The sequence below is a fragment of the Kamptonema formosum PCC 10802 genome (assembly GCF_000332335.1).
In the GTDB taxonomy this organism is placed as follows: domain Bacteria; phylum Cyanobacteriota; class Cyanobacteriia; order Cyanobacteriales; family Oscillatoriaceae; genus Oscillatoria.
On sequence record NZ_KB235948.1, the window covers coordinates 1,320,761 to 1,339,319 of the forward strand.

Genomic DNA, 18,559 nt, shown 5'->3' on the forward strand with positions numbered 1-18,559 from the left:
GTTGAGTCGCCATAATAAGCTGTTACGCTTTTATTGCAGTAGGCAGTTAGTTTAGGACATGGGCATGAGGTATTGCGGCGGGACTGGGGCATTGGGCATTGCTGTGAGTCTAAACCCAACCCGATCGGGGATCTCACCGGCTCTCCCCAATCTAAAATCGAAAATCTAACATCTAACACCGACATGCCACCAACAGACTTAGACTGGCTAGCCCTAAGCGTGGGGAACACACGACTGCACTGGGCGCGGTTCACCGGCAGCACCCTGGAGGCGTCCTGGGACACGCCCCACCTGCCGGCACCGGCAGCCCAACGGCTGATTAGCGCCCAGTTCGATGCCAAAGTCTGGCTTGAGGTGGCAGGGGTGGCGGCGTTGCCCGCTAATGCCGCGCACACACCGCCAACCGGACTGTGGGTTGCCTCAGTTGTGCCAGAACAGCTGCAGCTCTGGCTTTCCAGTCCGGGCGCGACTGCGATCGCTCTCGACCGGGTGCCGCTGCGGGGGGTGTATCCCACCCTGGGAATTGACCGCGCCTTGGCGGTTTGGGGTGCCGGCACCCAGCTGGGGTGGCCGGTGCTGGTCATCGATGCCGGCACCGCCCTAACCCTCACCGGCGCTTCGGGCAGCCAGCAGCTTGTCGGGGGCGCAATTCTGCCCGGATTGCGGTTGCAGCTAATGTCTCTGGCGCAAAAAACAGCAGCCCTGCCCGAGGTTGAGATCGCAGGTTCGCTGCCGCCGCGCTGGGCAAACGATACGCCGAACGCCATCGCCAGTGGGGTTATTTACACTACCCTAGCCGGCGTCCAGGACTTTATCGAAAATTGGTGGCAAGAATTTCCCGAGAGTGCGGTTGCCCTCACCGGCGGCGACAGCACGGCGCTGCTCACCTATATGCAAACCCTATATCCGGAAATCTCCGCGAAAATAACTGCTGATAAGCATTTCATATTTTGGGGCATGCGCTCAATTGTTATAAAAAGTTAAGGGTTTGGGGGGATTTATTAGGGTCGATCTGTTAGGGTTGAGGTCATCCTGCAATCCATGCCCAATCCAAAATCCCAACTCCAAAATCCACGCATCCAAAATCCACGCATCCAAAATCCACGCATCCAAAATTTTTAAGCCAGCACTGTCAAACCATTGAGGTAATCCTGCAACTGCCGGTCGTGATCGTGGCAGAGCTTGCCAAGGGGAAGATCCGCCGGCAGGAAAGCCCGGACATCACTGACTTCTAGGGTATCCTCAGCCTGGAGATTGCCTCGCACGTCTGCAGCGAGCAGCACGCAAATCGAGTGAAGTCTGGGATCGCGATCCGGTGCGGAATAGACGCCAACGAGCCGGCGAATCCCCACCAGATCCAGTCCTGTTTCCTCTGCCAGTTCGCGGCGCGCGGCGCTGGGGATATCCTCCCCCCAGTTGACGATACCCCCTGGCAACCCCCACTCGCCGGTGTCGCGGCGGCGAACCAGCACTATTCGGCCATCGGGCAAAATCGGGACGACGGTCGTGCCGGTGACGGGATGGCGGAAGATAATCCCCAGAACGGTTTGGACAAATTGCCAAGAGCGACGCATAAATTAGGAAGATTGGGCATTGGGCATGGGGCATTGGGGATGCAAGGATTTGGGATGCAAGGATTTTAGATTTTGGATTGAGGATTGGGCATAGATTGCAGGATGGCCTCAACCCTGACACCTGACACCTGACCGCTAATCCCTCACCCCTAACCCCTGGGTTAATCAACCGGCGCAGCTTGCAAGTCGGCGAGCACCTGTGCGGCGTGGGTTGCCGGTTTGACTTTGCGGTAGATTTTTTCTATTCTACCATCAGGGCCAATGACGAAGGTGCTGCGGTGGACGCCCATAAATTCCTTGCCCATAAATTTTTTCAGCCCGTAGCTGCCGTAGGCTGCGGCAACTTGGCCATCGAGATCGCACAGTAAAGGAAAAGGCAACTGGTATTTCTGGGCAAATTTGGTGTGGGACTTGGCATCGTCAGTGCTGACGCCGAACACTGCCACATCCAGAGTCTGGCAGTCCTGGTAGCTGTCGCGAAAGCCGCAAGCTTCTTGAGTGCAGCCCGGAGTGCTGTCGCGGGGGTAAAAATACAGCACAACGCGCTTTCCGAGCAAAGAAGCCAGACTGACTGTGTTGCCAAAGGCGTCGGGCAGGCTGAAGTCTGGAGCGATATCACCGATTTCTAGCGTCATTTGTGATTTTTGTCAAGAGTCAAAAGTTAGAGATTTTAACCGGCAGCGAAAGAAAAATTCGACCGCTGTTGGCTGCCGGCGGAATGCTGTGCCGGCAGACTGTTGCAGGGGTGTTTGCGTTCGGTGCAGCACAGCCGAAGTCTGGAAATGGGGGCGGAAGAGGTGCCGGTGGCGCTCAGTTGGGTTGGGTGAATTCCTCTGTCGGCATTGAAATATGATAAACTGTGAGGCGCGCAAGTGCGGGAACGTCCGTCGCTAAACGCTGGCTTTGGCCGCGATTCAAGGTTAAGAAGCCTTGTGCTGCACCCCAGCTAGAGTGTGGCGGGCATTTGTCACCGGCTTTCAGGTGAGCTAGGCGTCTAGGCAATTCGGCTGACCGGCACGCGCCGTGGCGCAGGTAGCGGCTAGCCATATCTGAACTGCGCCCGGAAAAGGAGAGGGCATCAAATGCCGGTCAGCCCAGCCAAACGGAAAAGGCCAGCTGTAGTGTGAGGACGCCGTTATCAGGAGTGAAATACCGGCGCTTTCGCGCGCAGGGGCACCGGCAAGTGGCGTTGCGTGAGGGATGACAGGTGAAGTTTAAATTTCAGGCAGCGCCGCAACACGACAGCATTGGTAGCTCACTGGGCAGTGACTTTTCTTTGAGCCGCCTCCGCAGCAATTTGAAGCGACTCGCTTTTCGTGTAAAATTAGAGGTTCTTTAGTTTTTTTATCGATGAGGTAACATAATGGCAAAACGCCGCAACCCTAAAAAAGAAAAAGCCCTGCGCAACCGCGCATACGCCCGCCAGTTTCGCAAACCAACCACTACAGGTCGTTTCTCTCGCCACCGGCGCTTTGAGTCTGACAAGCCGGCGGCGGAGGAAGAGGAGGTGCAGCAGTAGCGATTGCCGGCACCGCTGCGGGATGGCCCTGGCCGGCCAGCTGCCTCAACTGAGTTCCCCCTCTCTCGTGGCCCGCAGCCGGAGCGTGAAGTGGGGCAGCGGATTGTCTGGCAGGGGGCGGGGACCGACAGCCCTTGAGCCGCACAGAGAGATCATCCGTTACGTCTGTTGCGCGTGCGGGCTTTCGGCTGCCAACTCGCCTCTGCTTGCTGCCCTGCGCTGGGAACTCTGCCTTTCCGGGGGCACCGTTCCCCCGGGTGCCGGTTCTGGCAGCCGCTGCGCCGCTTCCATACGGTGCGTCACATCTTGAAAATTTACTGCTAGCCCATGTCGAATTTCTATTCTTTTAAATTTTCTCCCTCTCCCGCGCTGCAAGCTCTCCTACACAGGCGCTTCGACGTGCTGGAATACTACGAAGCTCGGCTGGATCTGTTTAATTTATCAGTGCTGGCTGATTACGACCAGTTAGTGTGTTTGCCTTCCCTGAGCCATATCGACAAATACTGGTATCAAATAGAAACGGCTAAAAAAGTTATCAAACAATTTGGGGGCCGGGCTTTGCTGGCGGATGAAGTGGGTTTAGGGAAAACCATTGAAGCTGGCCTGATATGCAAAGAATATATGGCGAGAGGGATGGTGAAATCTTTACTGGTACTCTCGCCGGCTTCGCTGGTGTCTCAGTGGCAGCTGGAGCTGGGAGAGAAATTTGGGATTGCGGCGATAACGACGGACGAAAGGCAAGGCGCGCCGGAAGAGTTTTGGAATAAAAATGACCGGATTGTTGCGTCGATTAATACCGCCAAGAACAAAACTCACTGGGACTGGGTTACGTCGCGAGCGTGGGACATGGTGATTGTGGACGAAGCCCACCACCTAAAAAACCGCAATACGCTGAACTGGAAGCTGGTGAATGCGATTCAGAAGCGATTTATTTTGATGCTGACGGCGACGCCGGTGCAAAATTCTCTGGTGGAGCTGTTCAATTTGCTGACGCTGCTAAAACCCGGACTTTTGCAAACGGAAGCGCTGTTTAAGAAGGAGTATGTGGATTCCAAGAACGGGCGCGTTCCGAAAAATCCTGAGAAGTTGCGGTATCTGATGCGGGAGGTGATGGTGCGCAATACGCGCAGTTTGGTGGATGTGCAGCTGCCGAAGCGATTTGCTTCCACGATTACGGTGCAGCCTTCTGAAGCTGAGCGCAGTTTGTTCGAGGCGATTAGTGACTACCTGCGCCGGCACCAAGAAGAAAAGGGCGTGGACAGGTTAACGCGCAACACGCTTTTGATGCGTGCCGGCAGCAGTCCCAAGGCGTTGGAGGATTCCCTGAAGAATCTGGAAAAGCGCTTCGAGCATAAGGAAATTAAGGATTTATTAAAGAAAGTCTCGAAGATTAAGCAATTTGAAAAGGCCCGGCAGCTGGTGGAGTTGCTGAAAAAATCGGGGCAGAAGAAGACGCTGGTTTTTGCGTCGCACCGGGAAACCATGTCCTATTTGGCGTCTTGTCTGTCAGAGGCGGGGATTGCGTTTGCGGAATTTCGGGGGGATATGTCTTTGAAGGAGAAAGATGGGGCGATTGAAGCGTTCCGGGAGTCGCTGCCGGTGTTGCTGGCCTCGGAAAGCGGTGGGGAAGGGCGGAATATTCAGTTTGCCAATACGATCGTCAATTACGACTTGCCCTGGAATCCCATGAAGATAGAGCAAAGGATTGGCCGGATTCACCGGATTGGCCAGACGCAAGATGTGTTTGTGTTTAATTTTTGTGTCAGGGGGAGCGTAGAAGAGTATATCTTGCGCATCTTGCACGATAAGATTAATATGTTTGAGCTGGTGGTGGGGGAGATTGAAACAATTTTAGGGAATCTGGATGACGAGTTTGATTTCAGCGAAGCGGTGATGGATATTTGGCTGAACAACCAGTCCACGCAAGAGCTGGAGGCGGCGTTCGACAGTCTGGCTGACGAGCTGCTGAAGGCGAAGGAGAAGTATCGGGAATCCCGCGAGCTGGATGAGCAAATCTTTGGCGAGGATTTTGAGGCATAACCTCAGGCACAACCGGCCCAATGCATGGATTTTAGATTTTGGATTTTGGATTGGCCCCGCGTTTCCAGGATATGCCTGGGAACGCGCATCGGGAGGCTCTGCCTTGAAAAGGTTTGTAGTTGGGCTTTAGCCCTACCGGCTCGCCCGCCGCCGGCCAAGTTTTTATTGGTGGCGGTGTGCGCTGTTCCGAAGCGACTGCCTCCTTTCCCCCAAAAGCAGCATTATTAGCCTAACAGTTTGTCGCCCGCTCCGCCGCCGGGGGAGAAAAACGGCGGGCTTCTGAACGGATGTTTGCGTCTTGACGAACCCAGTATTACTCGTGGAAAATATGAATGATGACCCGATTCTGAAACCCGTCCAGAAAATTGTATCCCTTCACGATGGACTGGCAGAATATTCCCGGCCAAATACGCTGAGTGTGCTGCTCTCAGAAGAGGTGGCGAAAACCCTAGAGGTTGAGGAAGAAGTCACCTTTACGACATCGGCGGATGTCAGAGATGGCTATTTCGTAACTTATAATTCGGAGATTTTTAACAGGTTTGAGTTGCTGCTGGGAGAGAAGGGATATGTGGCGACTTTCGCGGTGCAATACCAAGGCTACCTGAAAACAACTGGCTTTGACAAGCTGCTGGCTAGCGCGCTGACGCCGCAGAATGGTTTGATGCGGTTTATCGAAGCGAAGCCGGCGGTGACGAACTACTTGCTCTGCAATGTGGTTTATACGGCTAGCGCGGATGAGAAGCGTCTGGGGATGGTTTCGTTTTTTGTGAATGAACTGACGGGTGCCGCGCCGGTGGATATCGGCGATGCGCTGCTGTGGCCGGCGGACAGGATTCCTTCTGAAGAGGGGAGCCGCCAGCACTGTCTGCCTTTCGATACGCTCTCGGAGATTATTGAAAATGCATCGGAACAGTTGATTGACAGGGATATGGAAAAGTGGCAGAAAAGTTTGCAGCGCAAGCTGCTGCGAGATAAGGAGCGGCTGAAGGCTTATTACGGGACGATTGCCCAAGAGATTCGGGCAAAAATTAAGAAAAAACACCTGGCCGGTGAGGAGGAGGAGCGAGAGTTGGCCCGGATTGCGGCGACGGAGTTGGAGTTGGAGCGCAAGCAGGCGGATATTCTCGCTCGCTATGCGGTGAGTGTGGGGGCGCACCTGCACAGCGCTTTGGTGATTCAGCTGCCCACTGTACACATTCAGTGCGAGTTGGTTCGCAAGAAGCACCGGCGTGTGGTGACTGCGGTTTGGAATCCATTTTCTAAGCAGATTGAGCCGTTGCGCTGCGAGGTTTCCCATGTGCCGGTTTATTCGTTTTATTTGTCTGATGATGAGGGGAATATTCTCTCCCCGGCATGCATGCAAAAGGGCATGAAAAATTAAAACCTTTCATTTTCTGAACTGGGTCTGTAGGGTGCGTTACTTCGTAAGGCACCCTACTTATTTAAATCGCGGTGAAATCGCTGGCTGCGATCAGGTTGGCACTCACCCCATTGAGAGTGGCTAGGAGTTCGCCGGTGCCGGCGAGAGAGATTAAGGTGCTCGAAGAGCCGTCGCGCCTGATTGGGCTAGAGGTTATCGACAGCTGGCGGAAAGTCAGACCCCCGGCTAATACCAAAGAATCTTCTCCATCGGTGAAGTCTGTTATTGTATCACCTCCGCTGACTTTTGTCAAGACAAACTGGTCGCGACCGGCATTGCCGGTCAGGATGTCGCTGTCGAGTCCGCCGTCGAGCCGGTCGTTCCCGTCGCCGCCGCGCAGGATGTCGCTGCCACTGAGTCCGAGAAGGGTGTCGCTGCCGCCTTGACCGTTGATGACATCGCTGGAGTTTTCCAGACCTTGAGTGCTGTTATTTAGGTCGTTGAGGAAGGTGGTTGTGTTGGCTTTTGCCACACTTCCGGGCTGTTCGGTGGCGCTGATGACATCGAAGCTGTCTTGAATTTGGCTGTCGCTGTCAAACAAAATATTGCCACTGGTTACGTAAGATTCAGCGCCGGCGAGAAGGTTCTCCAGATTTGGCAGGGTAAAGTTTTTCAGGATAACTTCGGTGTTGGCGACGCCATTAAATTTGACAGATAAGTCGGCACCGTTCTGAGTCAGGAGCATGTTCTGGGCGGTCAAGCCGGCACCCTGAAATTTCAAGGTATCAACAGTGCTGGGGTCAGCAATTCGCGTGCGATTCATCTGGGTGCGAGCGCCGCCAAAATCTGTAATGACGTCAGTGCCGTCGCCGGCGCGGATAACAAATATGTCCGTGCCGGTGCCGCCGGTAAGAGTGTCGTTTCCCAAACCTCCGTCGAGGGCGTCATTGCCACTGCCACCTGTCAGGAAATCGCTCTCTCCCTCACCGACAAGGATATCGTCGCCCGCGTCACCGGAGAGAAAATCAGAGCCTTGGTTGCCAGTCAGGATGTCGTTCCCGTCGTTGCCGTAGAGGGTATCATTCCCCTGGTTGCCCTCGATGATGTCATTCCCTTCCAAAGCGACAACTAAATCATTCCCCTGAAAGGCGTTTGCCAGGTCATTTCCGCCGGTCAGTGTTACGGAATCACTGTTAGCGGTAAACAGAGAGGGCGCGACAGCTGTAAACTCAAAAGCGCCGACATCCACTTTTCCGTCTGTGCGGGGGGTTCCCTGCTGATCTGTCGCTAAACCAGAAACCGGAACCCCACCATCGATCGCCGGACTTCCCGGAAGCAAGGCGTGGGTTAAGGTGCCGCCGCCATTATCTTGCAAAGGAGCGAGCAGGGGGTCAGCGATGTTTACATTTGCTGTTACGTTAACATCTGTGGGGTCATTCGGGTTTTTGGGCGGCCACTGAATATTTCCCCCGCCATCGGTGAATTGATAGCCGGTGTTTTGCTTAATATTCCAAGGATTGCCGCCATTAGATGCCGTATTGTAGGCAACTATTGTATTTTTCAGGGTGGTGTTCGCACCGCCCCCCCAAAACGCCCCGCCCATAAAGCCGGCGTGATTGTTGGCAATTGTGGCGTTGGTGATGCTGGTGGGATTGCTGCCATTGTTGAGGAACATCGCCCCGCCCAAACCGCTGGTATCGCTAGCATCTGTGGCTCTGTTGCCAGAAAATGTGCTGTTGGAAATCGCCACCGGCGATTTTTCTCCCACCCACAATCCTCCGCCCTGCCTCTCGGCACTGTTGTTGGCAAAGGTGGTGTTGCTAATGGTCAGCTCACCGTTGCCCGCCCGCAACCCGCCACCGAAGGCGTCTCCTTTGGCGTCCGGAATGACTTTATTGTTGACAATTGTGGAACCTTCAACAATGATCTTGTCCGGGGGATAAGCAAAGAGAAACAGCGCTCCCCCCTGCCCCGCTCCTTTATTCCCCTCAAACCGGCTGTTGCGAATCACGATCGTGCCGGAGTCGGGATTTGCCTTGTCAGAAGCGCCATCGGTGTAAATCGCGCCGCCGTACCCTTTGGTATAATTGGTGGCCGCTGTGCCCAGGGTTGCTCCTGCTGTTGTGTCGTTATTGAGGAAGGTGGAGTTTTCTACCGTCAGCCGGCTCAGCAGGCTGTTAATCGCTCCGCCGTTGATGCCTTTGTTGTTGGTGAATGTACTCCCCTGTACCGTGAGCTCACTTAAACTTTTTACCTGGATTGCCCCGCCGGATTGCTCCACGTTCGCCGCCGCCTTATTGCTGTCAAACTGACAGTTAATTACCGTATTTTTACTGAAATTACCGGTCACAATTGCGCCGCCCACACCGGCTGTATTGTTTTTGAATTGGCAATTTTCTACGGTTAAAACGTTTTCCAAGCCGGTGAGGATGGCTCCCCCTTCGCCGGTGGTGCGCCCATTGGCTACCGTCAGGTTTTTGAGGGTAAAATTTGTGCCCAAGCCCCCCACCTCAAAGACGCGGCTGGCGTTATTGCCGCTGAGGGTTAAACCGGCAGCGCCTGCTCCATCAACGATCAGGTTTTTGATAACATTGAGCTGGCCGGTGGTGAGGGTTATGGTCTTGTTGGCGAGGCTGGAAGAAAATGTAATGGTGTCTCCCGCCTGCGCCTTGGCGATGGCTTCCCGCAATGAGCCTGCTCCGCTGTCAGCAGTGGTGGTGACTGTGAGGGTGGCTAGCACACCATTATAGGCTGCTAGTGCTTCTGGGCGCAAGGCGGCTGGCGCTTTAATTTTGCCGGTGGTATATTCTAAATTCCAGTTTCCCCCTCGGGCGGGATTGCCGGTTTTGTCAGTGGAAGCGGCTACTGTTGCGCCGGTAAATTCACTGAGTTTTTCGACAAAGAAAGCGCCCTCTCCTCGGGCGACATGGCAGCCGTACAGTAGAATTTCGGTGCCGGCACTATTCCCCCACTGTCGCAGAAGGGGTTTATAATCTTCTAAGTTCTCCTCTCCCAGGATGGTGCTGCCGAGATAGAGGTGTCCGGAGCTTCCGTGGGAGAAGATGTGCGCGGCGTCAATTGAGCCGTGGACAGCGGCACAGTTTTGCATGCCGGTGGCGATTTGTTCAACGCCATCTCTGTCGCCTTCGAGAATAAACACCGCCACACCGTCTCGGACACCGGCTGCGAGGGATTGCCAGTCTTCTATGCCGGTGTCTATAAAGACAAGGGTAGCAGATTGGGACTGCTGAGCTGTATATTTTGCAGTCCTTGACGCGAAAGTCGCATTCATGTTAGATGACCCTGAAAAATGGTAACAGCTAGGTAAGGTGCTTCGACTATAAAATCAGGCCCGATATGGGGCCGAATCGCTAGTAACTAGGCCCTACAAAGTGCTTGCTTTATTATTCCCACTCAGCTTCTAAATCCGAACACTGCCTTGGCTTTTTCAGTCAAAGCTGGCGGATTTTTCACCAATGGATGCCGTTCACTACATCACTGTCCCCAACCTTAACATGTGCTCGCAGATCGCTCCAAGGGCTAACCTCCCTGAGGGGGCACACCACCTGCCCGCGAGCTGCGCGTTTCAGACAGGATTTTTCTATTATACCCTTTTTAGATTTTTTTTATAATTTTCTTTCTTCGGGGCGGGGCGAGAAGTCAGAGCAGCCTTTATTCTGGTTTCATCTGTCCTGAGGGGGAGAAGATTCTCCCCCTGCCAGCATGTGTGATGTTGGCAAGTGGGAAAACACTGAATTGTGGGGGAACTTTTAGTTTTTCAATCACTTCAGCCGGCGAGATAGAAAATTCTAATAGGTTCCCCCTCAACTCCCTCACACTGTCTTAAGGGCAATTCAGCTGAAGGGACTCAGGACTTGCGCGCGCCTGAGTCCTGTGTTAAATAGGGGCAGTGTGCCGGCAGCTGCAAAGGCAATCGGCAAGGCACCGGCACCTGCGGCTCTGATCAGCGAGGAGCTGTAGCCCCTGCGCCAGTTGCTGGACTCCCGTCAAGCAAGGGATGGGTTGGGATGCCGGTGCGGTTTTGTTGCAGCGGACCGAGTAGGGGATCGGCAATTTTCACACTGGCGGTGACATTCAAATCGTTGGCGTCTTTCGGGTTTTTGGCCGGCCACTGGATATTGCCCCCGCCATCGGTGAATTGATAGCCCGTGTGGTGCTTAATATTCCAGCCTTTACCCGCATTCGCCGCTGTATTGTTGGCTACAATCGTGTTTTTGAGGGTGGTCGCCGCACCGCCCCCCCAAAATCCCCCGCCCTGAAAGCCGGCCTGATTGTTGACAATCGTGGCGTTGGTGATGGTGGTGGGATTGGTGCCATTGTTTAGGAACATCGCCCCGCCCAAACCGCTGGTGCCGGCGGCATCTGTGGCTTTGTTCCCGGAGAAGGTGCTGTAGGAAATTGTCACCGGCGCTTTTTCTCCCACCCACAAGCCGCCGCCCTGGCTTTCGGCACTATTGTTGGCCAAAGTGCTGTTGGTAATGGTCACTTCGCCGTTGCCCGCCCGCACTCCGCCGCCCAAGGCGTCTCCTTTGGCGTCTTTAATCACTGTATTATTGAGAATCGCGCTGTTTTCAACAACTATCTTGTCTGGGGGATAGACAAACAGAAACAGCGCCCCGCCCTGTCCAGCAGCTTTATTGCCCTCAAACCGGCTGTTGCGAATAGAGATAGTGCCGGAGTCGGGATTTGCCTTGTCAGAAGCGCCATCGGTGTAAATCGCGCCGCCGTACCCTTTAGTATAATTGGTGGCCGCTGTGCCCAGGGTTGCTCCCGCCGTTGTGTCGTTATTGAGGAAGGTGGAATTTTCTACCGTCAGCCGGCTCAGCAGGTTGTTAATCGCCCCGCCGTTGATGCCTTTGTTGTTGGTGAACTTACTCCCCTGTACCGTCAGTTCACTTAAACTTTTTACCTGGATTGCCCCGCCGGATTGCTCCACGTTCGCCGTGGCCTGATTGCTGTCGAACTGGCTGTTCAGTACCGTATTTTTACTGAAATTGCCGGCCACAATCGCGCCGCCCACACCGGCTGTATTGTTGTTGAACTGGCAATTTTCTACCGTTAAAACAGTTTTCTGCCCCGTCAGGATGCCTCCCCCTTCGGTTGTGCTCCGGCCATTGACCACCTTGAGGTTCTTGAGGGTGAAATTTAGCCCCTCTCCCTGCACCTGAAAGACGCGGCTGGCGTTATTGCCACTCACGGTTAAACCGGCAGCGCCCGCTCCATCAATTACCAGGTTTTTGGTAACATTGAGTTCGCCGCTGGTCAGGGTTATGGTCTGGTTTGCGAGTGCGGGAGCGAATTGAATCGTGTCTCCCGCCTGTGCGGTGGTGATGGCTTCCCGCAATGAACCGGGGCCACTGTCTGCAATTATCGTGACTGTAAGTATAGCTAACACGCCCTTATAATCTGCTAAGGTTTGTTGATGCAAGGCCACAGGCGATTTAATTTCACCTGTGGTAAATTGTAGGTCCCACTTGCCCCCTAAAGCGGAACTGCCGATTTTTTCAGTGGAGGCGGCTACAGTTGCGCCAGTAAATTCACTGAGTTTTTCCACAAAGGCTGCCCCCTTTCCTCTGGCGACATGGCAGCCGTACAGTAGAATTTCGGTGCCGCCAATATTGCCCCACTGTCGCAACAGGGGGTTATAATAATCTAAGGTGTCCGATCCCAGGACGGTGCTGCCGAGATAGAGGCATCCGGGGCTTCCGTGGGAGAAGATGTGTGCGGCATCAATTGAGCCGTGGACAGCCCTATAGTTCTGCATGGCGGCGGCGATTTGCTCGACGCCATCTCTGTCGCGATCCAGGACAAATACCGCCACACCGGCTCTCGCGCTGGCGGCGAGAGATTGCCAGTCTTGTAGGCCGGTGTCTATAAAGACAAGGGTTTTCGATTGAGTGTCTTCAGTTGAAGGTTTTGCCGGGGTTGGCGCGAGAGTCGCATTCATATTATGTGAGCCATAAAAACGGGTGCCGGTAGGAATTGCACTGCTCCTTCGGAGCCGCTGCGCTAACGCACCGATATGTGAACTCATGCACACAGGATTGTGAGCTGAGCTAACAGCTCACCTCTATAAACCCCTGAGTTCTTTCTTGCCACTGAACACCCACATCTACACAGTGCCTTGGCTGCCGGTGTGGGGGCTGGCGGATGACTTATCCCTTGGAAGTGCGGGAAGGAGTCACTGTCAACAACCATAACATTCGCTCGCACTTTCGGGATAAGGGCTAACCCACCTCTTGGGGCGCACCCCTACAGGCTGACAGCCCGCTTGCTTGTTTGCTTGAGTTGTGCTATAGCGGCTTGCGGTGCTGGCTGAGCGGAGGGTAAAGACTGCTTCACTCCGCCGGCGATATTAAACCCAAGGCGCGATTCAAGATTTCTTGTTTATTAATCAAGCGCTCTAATTCTTCTGGCTGATAGCGCCCTTCTTCTACCTCTAGGGAAGCCTGATCAAGGGCATTGAGGTAGGCTTCTTCCAGGGTTTCCGCCAACTCTTCGGGGGTGAGATAATAGCCGACGGCTTTGCGGCGCTTATTGATTCTCTGAATTTCCCGAAATGAATTGCGGATGGAGACTTCCCAAGAGCGAGTTGTGCGATTCTCAGCTTGCTGTTTTATGAGATGCAGTAAGAGGATAACGGCATAGCTGCGAATCGTTTTAATGATATCGTTTTTGCCCATTTCTTCGAGTTCCTCAACGATGGCGAGTGCTGCCGGTATATCGCCTTTTTGCAGCAAGTCTTTGAGCGTGAGTAATTCTTCCATAACTGCGAACTCCTGTATCGATCTATTCTATGGTAACTTAAGAGGCGCGGTATTAACGCCCAGACAGTAGGGGCGCTCGCCGGCAGTGCTGGTGCTGGCAAGCGCACCCAGAAACCGGGTTTCTTATTCAGAAACCCGGTTTCTCAGCACCTCCGCCAAACGCTGCAAATTTTCCCTCACAGTCACAGTCAAAGGATGCTCCGCCCCCAACCCGCGAGCGCATATTTCCAGCGCTTGCCGGTACAGCGGTTCCGCTTCCGCATAGCACTCCTGAGAGTAATAAAGATTTCCCAAACTGTTCAAACTTTCCGCCACATCAGGATGCTCCTCCCCCAACCAGCGACGCCGCAATTCCAGCACTTGCCGGTACAGCGATTCCGCTTCCTCGTAGCGCTCCTCACAGTAGCAGGCATTTGCCAGATTGTTCAAACTTTCCCCCACAACAAGATGCTCCTCCCCCAACCGGCGTCGCCGCAATTCCAGCACTTGCCGGTACAGCTGTTCCGCCTCCGCATACCGCCCTTGCGCGAAGTAAATATTTGCCAGCGTGTTCAAACTTTCCGCCACACCGGCACCCTCCTCTCCATACAAGCTTCGCCACAATTCCACCGCTTCCAGCAACAGCGGTTCTGCTTCCGCGTAGCGCCCTAGAGCGCAGTATAGTTCAGCCAGATTATTCAAACTTTGTGCCAGATTGCAGTCCTCTTCCCCATGCAGGCGTCGCCACAGTTCCACCGCTTGCAGCAACAGGGTTTCCGCTTCCCCATACCGCCCTCTCTCGCAGGATAAAATTGCCAGATTGTTTAAAGGAATTGCCACATCCGGATGCTCTTCTCCCAGCAGGCGTCGCGTCAGTTCTAGCGCTTGCAGGTATAGAGCTCCTGCAGTGGCGTAGTGCGCTCGACTGGAGTGGAGACTGGCTAAATTGCTCAGCCCATTGATTAGCGCTAAAACGTCGGCTGATATCCAAGAAACTGCCGCTACATTTCCCGCGTCTCCCGCTGCTGCGACCACTTCTATCATACCAGACACAAAGGTATTTAAGAGTGCGGGAGTTACAGGGGAGAGCGGAGTTATAAGTTTCTCTTCAAACAATTGCCCGATCAGGGGGTGCAATTGATAGACGCCCTCATACTGGCGCTGGAGCAGGTGCCGGTGCTCTAAAGTCAATCTGGACTGTTCCAGGTTTTGTGGGTTGAAATTCTCCTCGTGCTGAGCCATATGCCGGCAGATATGTTCAACGATTGACCAAGATGGTAGCGAAAGAAACAGACTTAGCAGACAGCCGAGCTTCTGGGCGTTTTCATCCAATGTTTGCCAGAGGAACTCAAAGACATGCGCCACCGGCAGTTGGGCAGCACCGGCAAGTTCCTGTTGCTCCAGTTGAGACAGTATTGTCTCTAGGGATAGAGTTTCATCTTGCGCAAGATATCGCCCCACCAACTGCAATCCCAAAGGCAAATAACCCAGCCACTTGCAGAGATTTCTGGCAGTGCGAGGCTCCCGTTTCAGCCGATCCCTGCCAATGAAAGACTCTAATAATTGCATGCCGGCGAGCGGTTTAAGTGCGTCCAAATCCAGCCGCACCACCGGCACGCTCAAGCTTTCCCGCGTTACCAGCAGCACCTTAAACCGGGATGGCACCGGCGGGAGGTAAGGCTTCACCAAAGCATAATCGGTGACATTATCCCACACCAGCAGCACCTGACCGGCATGCCAGTGCTCCCAGCAAAACGCCACCTGACGCTGCAAGTTATCATTGAGATCGTCGGGGGGGTTGAAACCAAATTTCCGTCTGGAAAACTCCACTAAGCAGATGCCGGTATCCCTGTCGCCCACCGGCACCCAGCACACCCCACCGGCATACTCCGCCAAATATTTTCGCGCATATTGGATCGCTAGTTCAGTTGTGCCGGCACCGGGCACCCCCGCGATGGCGACGCCCTCGTTTTCCTGCAGGAGCCGGTGCAATTCCGAAAGTTCCTCCTCTCGCCCGACAAATGCCGCCGCACCACTTTCGGGAATATTCTCGCAAGGGGGTGCCGGTGGGGCGGGTGCCGGTGATTCTCCGATAAATGAGATTTGCTCACTTGCACGAAGATTGTCGGAAGGCTGTGCCGGCGGTTGTGCGGCGATTTCCGGCATTTCTCCCACAAATCCAAACTCACGCTCGTGAGGCGTATCGGAAGGGGGTGCCGGTGGTTTTGGGGCGGCGGGTGGGGGCGTCTGGCTTTTTGGCTGTTCGGGGGAGCGCCGGGTGTCCCACTCGCCGCCTGGTTGGAACAGCCGGTCGAGCGCTTCTTGGCCATCCGTGCTGGGAAGCTTGAGTGTAAAAACCCACTTGGAGCTGGAGGTTTTTGTCGTGGAGCTGGTTTCCTGGCGCTTGTCCTCGGCAATTCCCAACTCGAACAGGCACCGGAGGGCATTGCGGAGAGCCTCGGAATCCTGTATGGGATGGCCACATTTCTCAGCCAACTCCACAAGATGCCGGACTTCTGCTGTCACCTGCAGCTGCTTGGCATCGGAATCCCAGTCCAACTTAACCGCTTTTATCAGGCGGGCGCAGTCTTTTCTGCTATTCAGTTCGCCGCTTTTGAGGGAGAGCAAAGCTCTCACCAGGAGTTCGGCATTGAGCTTGCCGGTGTCGTAATCCAGCTTGCGCCCTTTGTGTTTTTGCCCATCTTGCTGCGCCATAGGTGAACCCCAGAAATTTTTCAAAAATGGTTCCAAAATGGTTGGGGATGCCCCAAGCTCCCCAAGCTTTGATTTTACAGCACAGAGCCGGTGATTGGGGAAAATTGGCGTTACCTCCCCGGCGATTTACAATCGTCAGGAGCTATTTCTCTTAGCTAGAAGACATACAAAACCCGACACACCGGCTTTCAAAACTCCGCCAAACGCTCTAGAGTTGAGGTGAACTTTTCCACTCCTGCCATCTGAGACTGACTCAGCGCCGCCTGCGCCGCTTGACCCAGAACCATATCCTCTAATTCTGCCAGCCGCACCATCAATCGCTCATAAGTTTCAGCCGGCATTATCACATGACTGGGACGCGACTGATCCGTCAGCAAAACAGGCTCCTGCGCAGCTCTGTCAAAGACTTCCCCGTGCCGGTTGCGGGCATCTGTAACAGTATAGGTTTGCATCTCGGTTTTTTTGACTTTTTTGAGTCCTGTATTTATTATAGAACATAAGTGGGGTGCGTTGCCATTGCCTTGTAGAGGGCTAGACTCATTTCAATAGCCCCTGTGCGCGAAGTCTGGCTGCGAAAGGAGATTCCCCAGCTTCCTTTTGCAATTTTTCAGCATACTCCTCTCGCCGTTTCATATCGGCATCAATCTCCTCTTTATGCTCCCAGTAGTAAGCCAAAGCGGAATGAATTTGGCTCAGGGTAATATGAGGGTATTGAAAGTGGAGTTCTTCAGGACTCCAGCCGTAAGCGTGGACAGACGTGATTAATTCTACGACTTTCATCGTGGTGCCGGCAATGAAAGGGACATTGCGCTCGTCGAGCTGGATGTGTTTGTAGTCGGTGGGGGTTGAGACAGTCACAAAAATACCTCCTTGATCTTCTCTCTCTAAATTATCTCATGGAATTGCCAACTTTGACAATTCGGGGGCGTTCCCGAGGGTTTGGGCGCTCGCCTGCAATGCCGGTGCTGGCAACCGGCTTGCAAGCGAACATCCGTTTTCTCAGAATTAAGCAGGCTCACCTCTTGCCAAAAGCGCGAGGGCGACCGGCATGGTAGAATTGGCAGGAGTGCCGGTTGAGCGTTTTACCCGAAACTAGATATCAGTTAACCCGTTTGAGTTTAGGTTTTCTTTTGGAGGTTCTGATTTGGGAGGTTCTGAAGGTAATTTGTCTCCCAGTCGCCGCAGGTCGATTGCAAGAACCAAGCAGAACTTCAACATCCCCCCTGACAAAAACTTAACCCTCAGCTTCCTCTCGCCTCCGGTGCCGGCTCCTCATCCCCCTCATCTTCCCCCCACTTTTCCAGCCAATCCCCATCCACCCCTTCCACATGCCGGTAGACACGATTCACGCCCCAAATCATCCTATCCCGCTCATAAAGTTGGGCGTCTTCCAACAACTCAAGGGCTTTTTTTATTTTGTCTTGGTTCAGCGTTTTGACTTCTGATTCCATACTTGCTCTACGCTCCCACGCTACACTCACTATAGCACAGAGATGGGAGTTCATCGCTCTGCCGTAAAATTTCACCGGCTAGCGCCCCAACAATGTTAGGTTGCCTTCCCGGGAAAAAACTTACGAACAGCCCTCGCTCTATCCCCCAGTACCGGAGTGTCACTTCCCACGCTTGCTTCTTGTCTATTGCCAGTTCGCTAGAAACAGATGTGACTTGAACACACAGAGGAATTCCTGAAATCCCGCTGACTGCCATATCGGTTGCCATTGATAAATCCATGATAGTGCGCCGCAAACCACTCCCGCCGCTTTTGCCCACCTCATATAAAAGGATATCCAGCAAAGGACTGTCATCCTGTGCGAACTCCCCAGCCATCATCTTTTGTTTCCAGATAAACAGCTTGGGGTCGGATTCGTTAAACCATTTCGGAAAAAGAAATTCATACCAGTACCGAGTGGGAGGTGTCATCCGGTCAAACACTTCTTGCCTTTCTTCTGCAGTTAGGGATTGAATGTAAAGCACAAAGCGAGCATCTTTGATTAGCTCCACCAGAAAATCCATTACAAATTTTTTCCGCACCAGCAAACCGGGCTTCTTGTCTTTCACCCACCGGCTCATCTCTTCCAGCCTATTCGCCAACCCTGGCTCCACTGAGGCGGCGAGCCGGCTCAAACGCTTCAACTCGTTCTTGATTTCTTCCGCTCTCACAAGTTTCACCCTGTGTTCTGAACTGCCTTCAGCATACGTCACCGGCTCCTCATCATCCTCCTCATCTTCCCCCCACTTTTCCAGCCAATCCCCATCCACCCCTCCCACATGCCGGTAGACACAATCCACACCCAAAATCATCCTGTCCCGCTGCAATTGTCTCGCCGCTTCCAAAGATTCGAGCGCTTTCTTCAGTCTGTCTTCCTGTGCGAGATTCCTCTCAGCATCCATATTTGTTTTATTTTTGCAAAACTAGATACCGCCCATCATATCATTTCAAAGCCTCCCGACGTAGGACAGGCGTCTCGCCTGTCCCAGAAAATCTAGTCTTTTTCTTACTCCCCCTCTCCCCTTGTGGGCTATCCATTACCCACATCTTTCTTAATGAAGATTTATGTATAGCCCATTTGGAAGTCCATCACCT

At 53.7% G+C, this 18,559-nt stretch carries 16 protein-coding genes; 6 read left to right on the forward strand and 10 right to left on the reverse strand.

Annotated features, from left to right (window positions below; genetic code table 11):
• The first annotated feature begins 183 nt into the window (after window positions 1-183).
• Window positions 184-984 (forward strand): pantothenate kinase, encoded by an 801-nt coding sequence (locus tag OSC10802_RS0105615; protein WP_017715804.1) that lies wholly within the window; start codon window positions 184-186, stop codon window positions 982-984.
• Window positions 985-1,118: 134 nt separating this feature from the next.
• Here OSC10802_RS0105615 and OSC10802_RS0105620 read toward each other — a convergent pair whose 3' ends face one another.
• Both OSC10802_RS0105620 and bcp read right to left on the reverse strand, forming a co-directional pair.
• Complete coding sequence (locus tag OSC10802_RS0105620; RefSeq protein WP_017715805.1) at window positions 1,119-1,574, reverse strand: NUDIX domain-containing protein; 456 nt, start codon at window positions 1,572-1,574, stop codon at window positions 1,119-1,121.
• A 161-nt stretch (window positions 1,575-1,735) separates the two neighbouring features.
• A complete protein-coding gene (gene bcp, locus OSC10802_RS0105625) occupies window positions 1,736-2,209 on the reverse strand; it encodes a thioredoxin-dependent thiol peroxidase (protein WP_017715806.1) in 474 nt (157 codons plus the stop codon).
• Between the two features lie 2 nt (window positions 2,210-2,211).
• On the opposite strand from bcp, the gene OSC10802_RS0105630 reads away from it, so the two are divergent.
• The 4 genes from OSC10802_RS0105630 (at window position 2,212) to OSC10802_RS0105650 (ending at window position 6,514) form a co-directional block, all read left to right on the forward strand.
• The gene (locus OSC10802_RS0105630; protein WP_017715807.1) at window positions 2,212-2,427 is read left to right on the forward strand and encodes a hypothetical protein; all 216 of its coding nucleotides are present in this window, start codon (window positions 2,212-2,214) and stop codon (window positions 2,425-2,427) included.
• 510 nt (window positions 2,428-2,937) lie between these two features.
• Window positions 2,938-3,093 (forward strand): Asl3888 family RNA-binding protein, encoded by a 156-nt coding sequence (locus OSC10802_RS52625; RefSeq protein ID WP_017715808.1) that lies wholly within the window; start codon window positions 2,938-2,940, stop codon window positions 3,091-3,093.
• A 327-nt stretch (window positions 3,094-3,420) separates the two neighbouring features.
• Window positions 3,421-5,133, forward strand: a complete 1,713-nt coding sequence (locus OSC10802_RS0105645; RefSeq protein WP_017715810.1) for a DEAD/DEAH box helicase — start codon at window positions 3,421-3,423, stop codon at window positions 5,131-5,133.
• A gap of 328 nt (window positions 5,134-5,461) precedes the next feature.
• On the forward strand, window positions 5,462-6,514 hold the full coding sequence (locus tag OSC10802_RS0105650; RefSeq protein ID WP_017715811.1) for a hypothetical protein: 1,053 nt from the start codon (window positions 5,462-5,464) through the stop codon (window positions 6,512-6,514).
• A gap of 61 nt (window positions 6,515-6,575) precedes the next feature.
• Here OSC10802_RS0105650 and OSC10802_RS45355 read toward each other — a convergent pair whose 3' ends face one another.
• The 6 genes from OSC10802_RS45355 to OSC10802_RS0105680 form a co-directional block, all read right to left on the reverse strand.
• Complete coding sequence (locus OSC10802_RS45355; RefSeq protein ID WP_017715812.1) at window positions 6,576-9,785, reverse strand: DUF4347 domain-containing protein; 3,210 nt, start codon at window positions 9,783-9,785, stop codon at window positions 6,576-6,578.
• 672 nt (window positions 9,786-10,457) lie between these two features.
• Window positions 10,458-12,461 carry a DUF4347 domain-containing protein gene (locus tag OSC10802_RS0105660; protein WP_017715813.1) on the reverse strand — a complete coding sequence of 668 codons (2,004 nt, stop codon included), beginning with the start codon at window positions 12,459-12,461 and terminating at the stop codon, window positions 10,458-10,460.
• 391 nt (window positions 12,462-12,852) lie between these two features.
• On the reverse strand, window positions 12,853-13,281 hold the full coding sequence (locus tag OSC10802_RS0105665) for a DUF29 family protein (RefSeq protein ID WP_017715814.1): 429 nt from the start codon (window positions 13,279-13,281) through the stop codon (window positions 12,853-12,855).
• 123 nt (window positions 13,282-13,404) lie between these two features.
• The gene (locus OSC10802_RS0105670) at window positions 13,405-15,975 is read right to left on the reverse strand and encodes a tetratricopeptide repeat protein (protein WP_017715815.1); all 2,571 of its coding nucleotides are present in this window, start codon (window positions 15,973-15,975) and stop codon (window positions 13,405-13,407) included.
• A 188-nt stretch (window positions 15,976-16,163) separates the two neighbouring features.
• On the reverse strand, window positions 16,164-16,427 hold the full coding sequence (locus OSC10802_RS0105675; protein WP_017715816.1) for a type II toxin-antitoxin system Phd/YefM family antitoxin: 264 nt from the start codon (window positions 16,425-16,427) through the stop codon (window positions 16,164-16,166).
• A gap of 85 nt (window positions 16,428-16,512) precedes the next feature.
• Window positions 16,513-16,833 (reverse strand): DUF433 domain-containing protein, encoded by a 321-nt coding sequence (locus OSC10802_RS0105680; protein WP_017715817.1) that lies wholly within the window; start codon window positions 16,831-16,833, stop codon window positions 16,513-16,515.
• A gap of 38 nt (window positions 16,834-16,871) precedes the next feature.
• Here OSC10802_RS0105680 and OSC10802_RS48910 point away from each other — a divergent pair, with 38 nt between their 5' ends.
• Window positions 16,872-17,030 carry a hypothetical protein gene (locus OSC10802_RS48910; protein ID WP_155967402.1) on the forward strand — a complete coding sequence of 53 codons (159 nt, stop codon included), beginning with the start codon at window positions 16,872-16,874 and terminating at the stop codon, window positions 17,028-17,030.
• A 186-nt stretch (window positions 17,031-17,216) separates the two neighbouring features.
• Here OSC10802_RS48910 and OSC10802_RS0105685 read toward each other — a convergent pair whose 3' ends face one another.
• Window positions 17,217-17,426: a hypothetical protein gene (locus OSC10802_RS0105685; protein ID WP_017715818.1), complete on the reverse strand. Its 210-nt coding sequence runs from the start codon at window positions 17,424-17,426 to the stop codon at window positions 17,217-17,219.
• A gap of 7 nt (window positions 17,427-17,433) precedes the next feature.
• Window positions 17,434-18,366, reverse strand: a complete 933-nt coding sequence (locus OSC10802_RS52630; protein ID WP_017715819.1) for a hypothetical protein — start codon at window positions 18,364-18,366, stop codon at window positions 17,434-17,436.
• Window positions 18,367-18,559: the final 193 nt, after the last annotated feature.